The sequence below is a fragment of the Micromonospora qiuiae genome (assembly GCF_016863555.1).
In the GTDB taxonomy this organism is placed as follows: Bacteria; Actinomycetota; Actinomycetes; order Mycobacteriales; family Micromonosporaceae; genus Micromonospora; species Micromonospora qiuiae.
In genome coordinates this window covers 1-12,260 of the sequence record NZ_BOPC01000075.1, presented here as the reverse complement: position 1 = coordinate 12,260, position 12,260 = coordinate 1, and the positions used below count along the sequence as shown (strand labels likewise).

At 73.2% G+C, this 12,260-nt stretch carries 15 protein-coding genes; 12 read left to right on the top strand and 3 right to left on the bottom strand.

Going from position 1 to position 12,260, the window contains the following annotated elements; genetic code table 11:
• Together Vqi01_RS23475 and Vqi01_RS23470 are read right to left on the bottom strand one after the other, a co-directional pair.
• Nucleotides 1–489, bottom strand: a complete 489-nt coding sequence (locus Vqi01_RS23475; protein ID WP_204037008.1) for a GNAT family N-acetyltransferase — start codon at nucleotides 487–489, stop codon at nucleotides 1–3.
• A 96-nt stretch (nucleotides 490–585) separates the two neighbouring features.
• Nucleotides 586–1,353 carry a prepilin peptidase gene (locus tag Vqi01_RS23470; protein WP_372444419.1) on the bottom strand — a complete coding sequence of 256 codons (768 nt, stop codon included), beginning with the start codon at nucleotides 1,351–1,353 and terminating at the stop codon, nucleotides 586–588.
• A 623-nt stretch (nucleotides 1,354–1,976) separates the two neighbouring features.
• Between Vqi01_RS23470 and Vqi01_RS23465 the strand changes: the two genes are divergently transcribed.
• From Vqi01_RS23465 to Vqi01_RS23410, 12 genes are all read left to right on the top strand, one after another.
• Nucleotides 1,977–2,543 (top strand): hypothetical protein, encoded by a 567-nt coding sequence (locus Vqi01_RS23465; protein WP_204037007.1) that lies wholly within the window; start codon nucleotides 1,977–1,979, stop codon nucleotides 2,541–2,543.
• 80 nt (nucleotides 2,544–2,623) lie between these two features.
• Nucleotides 2,624–3,541 (top strand): hypothetical protein, encoded by a 918-nt coding sequence (locus tag Vqi01_RS23460; protein ID WP_204037006.1) that lies wholly within the window; start codon nucleotides 2,624–2,626, stop codon nucleotides 3,539–3,541.
• Complete coding sequence (locus tag Vqi01_RS23455; RefSeq protein ID WP_204037005.1) at nucleotides 3,538–4,197, top strand: SAF domain-containing protein; 660 nt, start codon at nucleotides 3,538–3,540, stop codon at nucleotides 4,195–4,197. Before Vqi01_RS23460 ends, Vqi01_RS23455 begins: the two co-directional genes overlap by 4 nt.
• Nucleotides 4,198–4,199: 2 nt before the next feature.
• Nucleotides 4,200–5,000, top strand: a complete 801-nt coding sequence (locus tag Vqi01_RS23450; RefSeq protein ID WP_204037004.1) for a CpaE/TadZ family protein — start codon at nucleotides 4,200–4,202, stop codon at nucleotides 4,998–5,000.
• Complete coding sequence (locus Vqi01_RS23445) at nucleotides 4,990–6,519, top strand: TadA family conjugal transfer-associated ATPase (protein WP_204037003.1); 1,530 nt, start codon at nucleotides 4,990–4,992, stop codon at nucleotides 6,517–6,519. The genes Vqi01_RS23450 and Vqi01_RS23445 overlap by 11 nt, the downstream gene beginning before the upstream one ends.
• Before the next feature lie 30 nt (nucleotides 6,520–6,549).
• Entirely contained in the window at nucleotides 6,550–7,422 is an 873-nt protein-coding gene (locus tag Vqi01_RS23440) for a type II secretion system F family protein (RefSeq protein WP_239098613.1), read from the top strand.
• The gene (locus tag Vqi01_RS23435) at nucleotides 7,419–8,279 is read left to right on the top strand and encodes a type II secretion system F family protein (protein WP_204037001.1); all 861 of its coding nucleotides are present in this window, start codon (nucleotides 7,419–7,421) and stop codon (nucleotides 8,277–8,279) included. Before Vqi01_RS23440 ends, Vqi01_RS23435 begins: the two co-directional genes overlap by 4 nt.
• Before the next feature lie 37 nt (nucleotides 8,280–8,316).
• Nucleotides 8,317–8,514 carry a hypothetical protein gene (locus tag Vqi01_RS23430; RefSeq protein WP_204037000.1) on the top strand — a complete coding sequence of 66 codons (198 nt, stop codon included), beginning with the start codon at nucleotides 8,317–8,319 and terminating at the stop codon, nucleotides 8,512–8,514.
• Nucleotides 8,515–8,550: 36 nt separating this feature from the next.
• Nucleotides 8,551–8,979 carry a TadE family protein gene (locus tag Vqi01_RS23425; protein WP_239098612.1) on the top strand — a complete coding sequence of 143 codons (429 nt, stop codon included), beginning with the start codon at nucleotides 8,551–8,553 and terminating at the stop codon, nucleotides 8,977–8,979.
• Nucleotides 8,961–9,431 carry a TadE/TadG family type IV pilus assembly protein gene (locus tag Vqi01_RS23420; protein WP_204036998.1) on the top strand — a complete coding sequence of 157 codons (471 nt, stop codon included), beginning with the start codon at nucleotides 8,961–8,963 and terminating at the stop codon, nucleotides 9,429–9,431. Before Vqi01_RS23425 ends, Vqi01_RS23420 begins: the two co-directional genes overlap by 19 nt.
• Nucleotides 9,428–9,853, top strand: coding sequence for a hypothetical protein (locus Vqi01_RS23415; protein ID WP_204036997.1), 426 nt, complete (start codon nucleotides 9,428–9,430; stop codon nucleotides 9,851–9,853). Before Vqi01_RS23420 ends, Vqi01_RS23415 begins: the two co-directional genes overlap by 4 nt.
• 15 nt (nucleotides 9,854–9,868) lie before the next feature.
• Nucleotides 9,869–11,218 carry a LysM peptidoglycan-binding domain-containing protein gene (locus tag Vqi01_RS23410; protein WP_204036996.1) on the top strand — a complete coding sequence of 450 codons (1,350 nt, stop codon included), beginning with the start codon at nucleotides 9,869–9,871 and terminating at the stop codon, nucleotides 11,216–11,218.
• Between the two features lie 24 nt (nucleotides 11,219–11,242).
• Here the strand turns inward: Vqi01_RS23410 and Vqi01_RS23405 are convergent, their stop codons facing one another.
• Nucleotides 11,243–12,094, bottom strand: a complete 852-nt coding sequence (locus Vqi01_RS23405; RefSeq protein WP_204036995.1) for a Rieske (2Fe-2S) protein — start codon at nucleotides 12,092–12,094, stop codon at nucleotides 11,243–11,245.
• Nucleotides 12,095–12,260: the final 166 nt, after the last annotated feature.

The window sequence follows — 12,260 nt, the reverse complement described above, 5'->3', positions numbered from 1 at the left end:
TCACTCCTCGGCGACCAGCGAGAGCACCTGCCGCAGCCCAGGACGCCCGGCGACCGACACCGCGCCGTCGGGGACGAATCCGGTACGCCGGAGCACCGCCAGCGAGGCGGGATTGTCCAGGGTGGCCACGGCGGTCAGCCGGCGCAGCCCGTACGCCTCACGGGCGAGCGCGATGACCCGCCGGACGCCGTCGCTGGCCACCCCGCGCCCGGCGATGCGCTGTGCCACCCGGTAACCCAACTCGGCCTCGCCGTCGGAGACGTCGACCAGGTTGAACCGCCCCAGCACCTCGGCGTCGGCCAGCAGGAGGTGGAAGTGGCAGCGGCCGGTGGCCTGCTCGGCGAGGAGCGCGGCGAGCCGGTCGGCGAACCGAGCGAAGTACTCGTCCCCCCGGTCCGGCACGGTACGCGCGAACCACTCCCGGTTCTCCAGTTCGAACGCCAGCAGCGCGTCGGCATGCTCGGGGGCGAGCCGTTGCAGTTCGGGCACCAGCGGACTCTAGCGCTGCCGGCGTGACGAGCCGAACTGTTAAAAGGGGGCCCCTCCTCTACCGCAGGCGTTAAAAGGGGGCCCTTCCTTCACCGCTCACCAGACCAGCAGGAGCGCGCCGAGGGTGCCGAGCACCAGGTACGGCCCGAACGGTAGGTGGCTGGACCAGGCGGCCCGTCGGGTGACCAGCAGCGCCAGGGCGACCAGGCCGGAGAGTGTCAGCGCGATCAGCAGCCCGAGCAGCGGGACGGTCCAGCCGTACCAGCCGAGCAACGCGCCCGCACCCAGGGCGAGCTTGGCGTCGCCGATGCCGAAGCCGCGCGCGCCGAGCAGCAGCGTGGTGGCGGCGAAGAAGAGGGCCAGCCCGAGCGCGGCGGCGGCCGCGCGTAGCCACGGTGCCGCACCGGCGCCGGCCAGGGCGGCCAGCCCGAGCAGCAGCCAGGTGCCGGCCGCCGCAGGCAGGGTGAGCCGGTCGGGCAGCCGGTGCACCGCGACGTCCACGAACAGCAGCGGCACGGCGAAGGCCAGCCACCAGGCCGTGGCGATCAGTTCCCCGGCGGGTGGGCGAGCCAGCAGCAGGACCAGGGCGACCGCGGCAACGGTCAACTCGACGGCGGCCGGCGGAGCACCGACCCGGGCAGCGCATCCGCCGCACCGCGCCCGGGGTCCGAGCGCCGGCCACGGGTGGGTCAGGCCGACGGGCGCACCGCAGGCATCACAGCCGCTCCGGCGAGCGGCTCCCGGGGGTACGGCGTGCCGGGCGACGGCGTACCGCAGCAGTGGGGCGAGCGCCAGCACGGCCAGCGGCCGGGACCAGCGGGTCCGGAAACGCTCGGGCCGTACATGGTCGGTCCGGCTCTCCACCGCTGTGGCGGCGGGCGGGCGGCTCACGCGGACCAGCCGACGGGAGCGACCACGCAACGTAGTCTCACCGCCGGATGCGAGTGGCGGTTCACACACCCCGCGCGGACGCCCGAAGCAACGGAAGCGGTCGGACCGGAATGCTCCGGAGTGCTAAATGGAATTCCCATTGCATGCAATTCACGCCCCATTCCTCGCGATTTTCTCGGGGACGGACCGGGCAAGCCACCATTTCCTGCCCCATTCCGACCGACCGTCCGGCACCTCGCTCGGAGCCAGGTCGGTCCGGGCCGCGAGCCGGACCCGCCAAGCGCCCACGCGCCGTCAAACCTCGCCGAAGGCCTGCGGGTAATCATCCGGAACCACCACCGTTCGTCACTCACAGTGTTCGACTGAATTGCCTCTGTTGCATTGGCCGGCGCCAGCCTATGCTCGCCCCTTGGATGTGATGCAACCCACGCCTGTCGGCCACGACCATGTAGGACGAAGCATTTGTAAGTGATCCGCAAGGGTAAATGCGGCTGCGTACTGGACAGGACCGTCAGCGGCCCTCCCCGCGGCGCTGCCGCACGTCCCAGACGCCGGCGACGGCGGTCGCCGGGCCGGCACCCGAGGAGGGCACGACGGTGCGAGCACGGCAGCTGAGCCGTTGGACGGCCAGCCTGGTCGCGGTGGCCGCGGTCGGCACCACCACCGCCTGCGGCGGCCCGCAGGAGGTGACCGTCGGCGCCGGCAAGGAACGGGACAGGGCCGTCGGCGCCGAGCGGGCCGCCGACGAACGGGCAGCGGAAGAGGCGGCCCTTCAGGCCTACGCCGGATACCTGGCCGCCTCCCGTACGGCGAGCCGGCAGAGCGATCCACAACACCCGGAACTCAGCCGGTTCCTGGCCGACCCCCTGCTGACCCGGGTCCGGTTCAGCCTTCTCCAGGCCCACCGGCACGGCGCCGTCAGCGTCGGCACGCTGCGCTCCGATCCCACGGTGGTCTCGGTGCACCTGGACGCGAAGCCGCCCAGCGTGGAGATCCAGGACTGTGTGGACGCCACCGGCTACCGGATGGTCTACGTGAAGGACCGGAAGGCGGTGCCCGGCACGCGGGGCACGCGGCATCTGGCCACCGCGACCGCCACCCGCCATCCCGACGGCCGCTGGCGGATCAGCGCTGGCACAGCCCACCAGGACCAGCCGTGCTGACCCCGGCCACGACCCGGAGCGCCGGCCAGACCGGCACCCGCAGAGCCGCTGATCTCCCTCGTGGCGCAGACCGCCGATGGTTGACCGTCGGCCGGCGGGCCCTGCTCGCTGCCGGCCTGGCCCTGCTGCTGGCGATCGGTCCGGTGGTGCCAGCGACCGCGGCCGGCCCGGGTGGGAACTGCCCGCCTGCGCAACCGAACTGCAACGTCTGGGATGACGACCCGGGCACACCAGGCGGTGGCGACAACAACGGTGGCGGCGGCAACGGCGGTGGCGGCAACGGCGACGGGGGCGGGGGCGTCTGCCAGTGGAAGGGGCGGACCGTCCCCTGCTACGAGGAGACGCTCGGCTGGTTCAGCAGCGGCGAGGGCTGCTACTACAAGATCGCCGAGTCGCCGCCGGAGGAACCACCCGAGGGCTACCAGTACTACACGCGTAGCTGTTACGGCGGCGCGATCAGCGACGTGAGCCTTCGGCTGCTGGCCGTGCCGCCACCGGGCTTCGGTGCCCCGCCGGACCCGGAGGAGCTGGCCCGCCGGGCTTTCGCCTCGATCACCCTGCTGGCACCCCGGATCTCGGTCGCGCCCCGGAAGAACATCGGCCCCGGGTTGGTCGGCCTGCCGGTCTGGATGTGGGCCCAACGAGGGCCGAACCAGTTCGGCCCGCTGAGCGCCTCCGCCACGGACCGGGGCCTGACAGTCACCATCGAGGCCCGGGTCGATGAGGTCGTCTGGGACATGGGCAACGGGGTCGAGGTCAGCTGCACCGGGCCCGGCACCCGGTACGACGCCACGAGCCGGTACGCCGGCCGCCCCTCCCCCGACTGTGGATACGACAGCGGCTACCCGAAGGCCGGGACCTACCAGGTCCGGGCAACCGCGCACTGGACCGTCGAGTGGCGCAGCAGCAGCGGCAGGTCCGACAACATTCCGGGCGTCACCCGCACCACCGACCCGGTCAGCATCCAGATCAACGAGCTTCAGGTGGTGACCCGATGAGCGTGGCGACCCGCGACGGAACCTCTCCGGTGGACACGCCGGTCGCCCCACCCCGGGTGGTCCGGCAGCGCCGGGTACGCCCCGGCCTGCTCGGTCTGGCCGTGCTGCTGATCGCGCTCGGCGGGTTGGGCTCGGCGTTCGCGGTCACCTCGGTCCGGGCGACCGGCAGCTACCTGGCGGTGGCTCGGACGGTAGAGGTCGGCGGCGTGCTCAGCGCCGACGACCTGGTGTCGGTGCAGGTGGCCGGCGGGCAGGGGCTCGACCCGGTGCCGGCCGACCAACTCGCCGACGTGGTCGGCATGCGCGCCGCCGTCTCGCTCACCCCGGGAACGTTGCTGACCATGGCGCAGCTCACCGACGAACCGCTGCTCGGCCCCGGGCAGCAACAGCTCGCGCTCGGCCTGCGCGCGGCCCAGGTGCCCGCCCCGAAGCTCCGCCCCGGCGACCAGGTGCTGCTGGTCAGCACGCCGAGCGAGGATCGCGGCAGCCCCTCCGGAGGCGCCACCCGGTTCACCGCCACCGTCACCGATGCGGTCAGCACCGAAGGCCGCGACGAGGTGGTGGTCTACCTGGCCCTCGCCGTCCGGGACGTACCGGCCGTGGTCGCGCTGGCCGCGCAGGACCGGATCGCCCTCGTGCTGACCCGGGCGGCCTGAACATGGCGATCATCGCGTTGGTCTCGGCCAAGGGCTCGCCGGGGGTCACCACCACCGCGCTGGCCTGCACGTTGAGCTGGGGCCGGCGGCTGATCCTCGCCGAGTGCGACCCGGCCGGCGGCGCGGTGCTCGCCGGCTATCTCGGCGGTGCGCTCGACGGACGGCGCGGCATCGGCGAACTGGCCGTCGGCGAACTGCGCGACGGCAACCTGGAGACGGCGTTCTGGTCACAGCTGGTCGACCTGGACGCGCCACACCGCGAACGCCTGCTGCTGCCCGGGGTCGTCGATCCCGCACAGACGGGCAGCGTCGTCCCGCTCTGGCAGCGCTTCGCCGACTTCTTCACCGGGCTCGAGCAGGGCGACCCGCCGTACGACGTGCTGGTCGACTGCGGCCGGTTGCACGCGGTCGGTACGCCGTGGCCGATGCTGCGCGCCGCGTCGGTGGTGCTGGTGGTGACCCGGGCACAGCTACCCGACCTGTCCAGCGCCCGCGCCACGATCCACGCCATTTATCGGGACTTCACCGAGCACCGGGTGCAGCCGGGCACGCTGCAGCTCCTACTGGTCGGCGGCGGCCACGGCAAGGGCGAGATCAGCAAGGCGCTCGGGCTGCCGGTGATCGCCCGGCTGCCGCACGATCCGCGTACCGCCGAGGTGTTGAGCCTGGGCGGCACCGTGCGCACCGGACGGCCGTTGCTGCGCGCGGCCCGCGGGTTGGAGGCGCCGATCGGCGCCCTGTTGGAGCGGCGGCGGGCGCGGCTGGCGCGGCCGGTCTCCCAGGGGGTGCCGGATGCGGTTTGAACCGGTCTCGTCGGATCCCCGCCGGCAACCGCCCGGGGTCACCTCGATCGCCCCACCGCTGCCGCCGGCCAACGGCCGGCCGCACCACCCGGTGCCGGTAGCCGTGGTGCCGGTGTCGCCCGAGACGCCACCCCGCCCCCGGACGGACTTCCAGGTGGTCCGCGAGCTGCGGCGGGAACTCAGCGAGCGGCTCACCCGGTGGCAGCGCGGCCGGGAGTTCAGCGTCGACGAGGAGGACACCGAGCGGGCCCGGCTCGCGGTGGAACTGGTCGCCGAATACGCCGACTCGGTACGCCGCGCCGGCACCCCGATGCCCGCCGGCGAGGAGCGGCTGCTGCTCGACCAGGTCACCGCCGAGTTGGCCGGTCTCGGCCGGCTCCAGACGCTGCTCGTCGACGACACCATCGAGGAGGTGCACATCCTCGGCTGCGACCAGGTACGCGTCACCCGGCACGGCGGCGGCGTGGAGTGGGCCGAACCGATCGCCGACAGCGACGACGAGCTGGTGGAGATCCTCCAGGCGGCGGCCCGCCGGGCCGGTGCGACTGAACGTTCCCTGTCGACCTCGAAGCCCACCCTCGACCTGCAACTGCCTGACGGCAGCCGGCTCGCGGCGGTGTTCCTGGTCAGCCACCGCCCGTACGCGGTGATCCGGAAGCACAACACCCTCGACGTGACCCTGGACGACCTGGCCGGCTCCCGCGGCGACCTGGACGAGATGATCGACCCGTTGCTGCGCGACTTCCTTCGCGCGTCGCTGCGGTCCGGGCTGAACATCATGGTCGCCGGGCTGGCCGGGGCCGGTAAGACCACCGTGATCCGGGCGTTGATGAGCGAGATCCCACCGGACGAGCCGTACGTGCTGTTGGAGGAGAGCCGCGAGCTGCTGCCGGCCCGCCGCACCGAGCGGCACCGGGCGGTGATGAGCTTCGAGGCCCGGGAGGGGCACGGCGAACGCGGGCCGGACGGCCGACCGGCCGGCGAGGTGAGCATCGCCGACCTGATCCCGGTCTCGCTGCGGATGGGCGTACTGCGGATCATCGTGGGCGAGGTGCGGTCCCGGGAGATCGTGCCGATGCTTCAGGCGATGACCACCAGCCGGGGCTCGATGTGCACGATCCACGCGCGTAGCCCGGGCGGGGTGAGCGAACGGATCATCGAGCTGGCTCTGGCGCACGGCCGGGAGATGACGGTCGACCAGGCCCGCCGGATGGCCGGCAACGCGCTCGACCTCATCGTCTACGTCACCGTCGAGGACGAGACCGGCATCGGCGGGCGCAAGCACCGCTACGTCTCGCACGTCGAGGAGGTGCTTGGCGTCAGCGAGGGCAGTCGGATCGCCACCACGCAGGTGTTCGGGCCGGGGCCGGACGGTCGGGCGGTGCCGCGACACCTGCCCGAGCGGGTCCGGGAGCAGTTGCTGCGGGTGGGCTACGACGCGCGGTTGCTGAGCCGCTGGATCGAGGCCGGCCAGGGCGCCTGGCGCCGCCCCAAGCAGACGCGACTCGGTTGGCGGTGAGCCGTGCGCGACAACATCGAACTGATCGCGATGGTTTCCGGTGCGGCCTGCGTGGCCGGACTGGTGCTGGCGGTCGTCGCCCTCGTCGGCACCCGGAACCCGCCCGGTCGGGCCCCCGGCGCGGGACCGGGAATCGCCCGGGCATGGCGCGGCTCGGGCACGCTACGCGAGCGGCGGACGCACCAGGCGTTGCTGGTCGGTGCGCTGGTCGCCGGCGCGCTGGCCTTTCTCCTGACCGGCCTGCCGGTGGTCGGCCTGCTGGTCGCGGTGGCGGTGCCCGGCACGCCGTGGCTGTTCTCCGTGGGCCGGGCCGAGCAGCGTGCCATCGCCCGGATCGAGGCGGTCGGCGAGTGGACCCGCCGGCTCAAGGACGTCTCCGCCACCGGCCAGGGGCTCCAACAGGCGATCATCGGCACGGTACCCACCGCCCCAGAGGAGATCCAGGAGGAGGTACGCCTGCTCGCCGCCCGGCTCCAGGCCGGCTGGCTGGCCCGCGCCGCCCTGCTGGCCTTCGCCGACGAGATCGGCGACCCGGTCTGTGACCAGGTGGTCGCGGCACTCATCCTGCACCTGACCGATCGGGGCGACCGGCTCGGTGACGTGCTCGGCTCGATCGCCTCGGCGGCCTCGGCCGAGGTGGCCACCCGCCGAGAGGTCGAGGCCAAACGCACCCAGCCGCGCTTCGCGGTCCGCTTCCTGACCGTGATGACCCTGGCCACCATCGCGTACGGGCTGCTGAACACCGAGTACGTCCGGCCGTACGGCACTCCGTTCGGTCAGGTGGTGATGGCGGTGCTCGGCGCCGCCTTCGTGGGCCTGCTGGCCTGGGTGCGTTCGATGAGCCAGCCACCTCGACCGGCCCGCTTCCTGCCGGCCCCCGATCCGGCGGAGGTGGTGGCGTGAACTGGCTGCTGACCGTCGCCGTCACCGGCGGCGCCCTGATCGGGTTGGGCGTCTTCCTGGTGGTCCGCGAACTGGTGCCGGCGACCCCCGCCCTCGGCCCGGCGTTGCGCCGGCTGCACCAGCCGGCGGGTGCCCGGCTCGACCCGGCCGACCGACGGCTGGAGTGGCTCACCGGGCTGGCCCGCTGGCTGCGCCCGCCGCACCGGGAACTGGCCCTGCTCGGCCGCACCCCCGAGCAGTACGCATTGTCCCTGCTGCTGTCGGGCCTGATCGGGCTGGCCGGACCGGCCCTGGTCAGCGCCACGCTGTTCACCGTCGGCGTCGCGCTGCCGGTGGCCGTGCCGGTGGTGGGCGGTCTCGGCCTGGCTTTGCTCTGCGCGCTGATCGCGCACCGGTCGGTGATCGTCCGCGCCGAGGTCGCCCGGGACGAGTTCCGCCAGGCGGTCTGCACCTACCTGGATCTGGTGGCGCTGCAACTGTCCGCCGCGCACGGTCCGGTGCAGTCGCTGGAGCGGGCGGCGGCGATCTGCGAGGGCTGGGTCTTCGACCGGATCTCCGAGGCGCTGCGCATCGCCCAGATGCAGATGCACTCACCCTGGGACGAGTTGCGCGACCTCGCCGACCAGATCGGCATCCCGGAACTGGGCGACGTGGGCGCGATCATGCGCTCCTCCGGCAAGGAGGGTGCGCAGGTGCACGAGACGCTGCGCAGCCGGGCCGACTCGCTGCGCGACCAGATCCGCACCGACAACCTGGCCCGGGCCGAGGGGGTGACCAGCCGGCTCGACATCCCCGGCGCGCTGCTGGTCTTCGTCCTGCTCGGCTTCGCCATCTACCCGTTCCTGGCCCGCCTCTGACCTCCCTCTCCTCCCCTCCCGAGCAAAGGAGCAAGCAGTGTCCGCCTTCACCTATCTGCACGTCGCGCTCCGCGCGCGACTGGCCGAGCTACGCGGCGATCGTGGCGACAGCCCGGTACCCACCGCTGTGATCATCTTCGGCCTGGTGGCCGTGGCGATGGCGGTGACCGCCGCCGCCCTCGGCGCCGCCAACGACTGGATGGACAACATCCCGAAGCATCAAGACCCGAAGTGACCCATGCGTGCTGCCCTCCCCACCGGCTGGTGCTGGATGGCCGTGGCCGTCCGGCACCGTCGGCCGCCCGCGAGATTTCCCGACGGGTCTCCGGATCGCGGCGGCAACCCGGTGGAGTTGGCGGTGGCGCTGCCGGCGATCCTGCTGATGTTGTTCGCCTCGATCCAGGTCGCCGCGGTTTTCGTGGCCCGCTCGACCGCGCTCAACGCCGCGCAGAGCGCCGTCAATGCGCAGCGACTCCACGAGGCCCCGGCGGGTGCCGGTGCGGAGCGGGCCACCAAGTTTCTCCGCCAGGCCGGCGACTGGCTGGTCGACTGGGACAAGCCGGGGCCGAGCTGCGTCACCACCGACACCGACGTGACCTGCACCGTCACCGGCCGGTCCCTGTCGGTCGTACCCGGGGTCGAGTTCGCTGTGCGGCAGAGCGCACACGGGACGGTGGAGCGATGGAGCCCAGCGCCGTGAGCCGGGGCTCGGTCTCGATCGAGGTCGCCGTCCTGGCGCCCGCCTTCGTGGCGCTGATGGTGCTGGCCGGCGTCGCCGGACGTACCGCCGTGGCCAGCGAGGCGCTCGAGGCCGCCGCGCACGACGCGGCCCGAGCGGCGTCGATCTCCCGGGACGCCACCACCGCCCGCCGAGAGGCGCGGGACGCCGCCCGCCGGCAGCTCGACTGGCGAAAAGTGTCCTGCGCCGACGCCCCACGGGTGACCTTCCGAGGCACGGTCGACGGCCGGTCCACCAGCTTCGACGCGGCGTTCCGCAGCCAGGTCGGGCAGGACGCCTCGGTCACCGTCGAGATCGCCTGCACAGTGTCCTACCAGGACATCAAGCTGCCCGCCCTGAAGAGCATGCCGGCGGGCAACCGGATCACCGTGGCATTCACCTCGCCACTGGACCGCTACCGGAGCCGGGGATGAGCGCAGGTCGTGGCGATGCCGGTCGGGTAAGCGTCTTCCTCGCCGTCGCCCTGTTCGGAGTGCTCGCCATCATCGGCATGGCGTTCGACGGCGCAGGTCAGCTCCGTACGCTGCAACGCGCCGAGAACCTGGCCGCCGAGGCGGCCCGCACGGGGGGCCAGGCCATCGACCGGGCCACCGCGATCGAGGGCGGGCCCAAGCGGATCGACCAGCGGCAGGCCCGGCAGGCTGTGGCGCGCTACCTCTCCGCCGCCGGGGCCAGCGGTCACCGCGTCAACTTCCCGGTGGTCGACGGCGAGACCCTGATCCAGGTACGCGTCACCATCACCTACCGCCGGGCCGTGCTCGGCCTCTTCGGCTTCTCCAACACCGTCACCGTCTCCGGCGAGGCGACCGCGCGGGCGCTGACCGGGGCACCCTAGGGAAGGAAGGTGGCCATGGCCGCATCGGGTGGAACCGCCGCACGGCGGGCCGGTCGAGTGCTGACCGGCTTCGGGGCACTCATCGTGCTCGTCGGCCTGCTGGCTGGTGGGCCCATCGCGCTGCTGGCCCTCGCCGGCAATCCACTGCCCGACCACGTGCCCACGCTGGCGGAGATCGGCACCGTGCTGACCAGCCGCGACGACGGGCAACTCTTCCTGCGGGCGCTGGCGCTGGCCGGGTGGTTCGGTTGGGCCACGTTCGCCCTCTCCGTGCTCGTCGAGGTGGGCGCGCAGGCGCTGCGCCGGCCGGCGCCCCGGCTGCCGGGGATGAGCCGGCAGCAGCGGGCAGCGGCAGCGCTGGTCGGGTCGGTCGCACTGATCCTGGTGGCCAGCCCGGCCGCCACCGCCGCCACCACGGCGTACACCGCCGGCACGTACGCCACCCCGGCCTACGCCGCCGCTCCCGCCTCCGCCACCGCCCCGGTCTCCGCACCGACCTCCGCCGCCACTTTCGCCTCCGCCACCGCACCGACCTCCGCCGCCGATTCCGTCGCCGCACCGGCCTCCGCCGTCGATTTCGCCGCCGCACCGGCCTCCGCCGTCGATTTCGCCGCCGCCGCGCCACCGGTGACGACGACGGCGGTACCCGGGATCGCCGCCTCCACCGCGGCCGGTCCCGCGACGGCGGCCCGAGACGACGGCTCGACGACGGCCGGCGCGGCGGTCTACCGGGTGGCCAAGGGTGACTACCTGGGCAAGGTCGCCGAGCGATACCTCGACGACTTCGAGGACTATCGGGAGTTGGCCGCCCTCAACCGGCTCCGTGATCCGGACCGGATCCGTCCCGGCCAACTGATCAAGCTGCCGAGTGAGGCGGCGGACCAGGGTTCCCGGCCGCACGCCACCGGCCGCCTGGTCACCCGGGCGGCATCTCCGTCCCCCGGCTCGGCCGCACCGGAGCGGACCGAGGGCAGGCAGCACGTTCCCTCGCCAGACGGCACGGCGCAGCCCGACGGCGCGACACAGCACCCCGACGGCGCGACACAGCACCCCGACGGCACTGGCAAGCTGACCCCCGTGGCACCGGCACCGACGGGCGGGGAACACGCACCGCCGCGCCACGACGTGTCGGGCGGCCACCCACCGGTACTCACGGTGGGCGCGGCCAGCGCCAGCGAACCCGACCGGGTGAATCGACCCCTTGCGGTCTCCGCAGTACTCGCCGTGGCCAGCATCGTCGGCGCGCAGATCGGTGCTGTGCTGGGCATGCGCCGCCGGGCGGCGGTGGCGCGTGCCACCGGAGGACAGCGGGTACCGATCAGGCCGCCATCGGGCCTACCGGCCGGCCGCCACCGCAGGGACTGATCGACCCGGATCGCTGGCGCGCGTTCAGGGGAGGCGGGCCTCCAGCACGCCCTTGACGACCCGCGTGGGCAGGATCTGCTGATCGTTCGGGGACGGCCCGTGCACCACCTCGCCACCGTTGAGGCGGAACGTGCTGCCGTGCCAGGGACACACCACGCAGGTGTGCCCGTCGATCTCGCGTACCTCGCCCTCGCCCAGCGGGCCGCTCTGGTGCGGGCAACGCTCCAGCATGACGGTGACCTCGTCGCCGTGCCGGTAGACGATCACCGACACGTCGTCCACCTTGCGGGTGACCAGTTCCCGCTGCGGTAGCTCGGTCAACTCGGCGACGGAGTGCCAGCCGTCGCTGATCAGGTGCAGGTCGGCGACGCTCACGTTCACCTGGGCGCCCTGCTTGTACGCCAGGTGGCCGCCGATGTACGCGCCCGCGCTGGCGGAGCTCAGTCCGAGCCAGCCGAGCGTACGACCGAGGTTGTGCCGGCCGGTGAACCGCGCGGCCAGCGAGCCCCCGTACAGCGCCAGCGCCACGGTGTTCGACGCGGCGTGCACCAACCCGATCCGGCGTTGGTCCCGGGCCAGCGCAGCCCAGTCGTTGAGCCCGGCGACGGCCGCCGGCAACGCGCTCAGGGTGCCGACGGCGGTGAGTGTGGTGGCTGCCCGTCGCTGGCCGGGCATCAGGTCCAGCATGGCCGCGCTGATCCAGGAGCCGACCGGTACCTGCACCATCGCCGGGTGCAGCGGGTGCCCGAGCCAGACTCCGTGCAGCAGGTCGCGGATCCGCTGCGGGCGGAGGACGCCCTGCACCACGCTCTGCAACCGGTCGCCGAAGCGGTCCAGGCCCGAAGCCTGCTCGATTCTCGTCAACAAAGCTCGCACGGTTACCGACTTCCCGCCGATCGCGGTCGCAAACCGGTCGCCCGGGACAAATCACCAACCCGCCCCCACCCCCCACCCCTCACCCCTCACCCCTCACCCCGCTCCCCGCTCCCCGCTCCCCGCTCCCCGCTCCCCGCTCCCCGCTCCCCGCTCCCCGCTCCCCGCT

Bases quoted from the DNA above. Each gene is read 5' to 3' on its own strand.
- Vqi01_RS23455 (WP_204037005.1), top strand. From the start codon at position 3,538: ATGAGCGTGGCGACCCGCGACGGAACCTCTCCGGTGGACACGCCGGTC.
- Vqi01_RS23450 (WP_204037004.1), top strand. From the start codon at position 4,200: ATGGCGATCATCGCGTTGGTCTCGGCCAAGGGCTCGCCGGGGGTCACC.
- Vqi01_RS23445 (WP_204037003.1), top strand. From the start codon at position 4,990: ATGCGGTTTGAACCGGTCTCGTCGGATCCCCGCCGGCAACCGCCCGGG.
- Vqi01_RS23440 (WP_239098613.1), top strand. From the start codon at position 6,550: ATGGTTTCCGGTGCGGCCTGCGTGGCCGGACTGGTGCTGGCGGTCGTC.
- Vqi01_RS23425 (WP_239098612.1), top strand. From the start codon at position 8,551: ATGGCCGTGGCCGTCCGGCACCGTCGGCCGCCCGCGAGATTTCCCGAC.
- Vqi01_RS23420 (WP_204036998.1), top strand. From the start codon at position 8,961: ATGGAGCCCAGCGCCGTGAGCCGGGGCTCGGTCTCGATCGAGGTCGCC.
- Vqi01_RS23415 (WP_204036997.1), top strand. From the start codon at position 9,428: ATGAGCGCAGGTCGTGGCGATGCCGGTCGGGTAAGCGTCTTCCTCGCC.
- Vqi01_RS23410 (WP_204036996.1), top strand. From the start codon at position 9,869: ATGGCCGCATCGGGTGGAACCGCCGCACGGCGGGCCGGTCGAGTGCTG.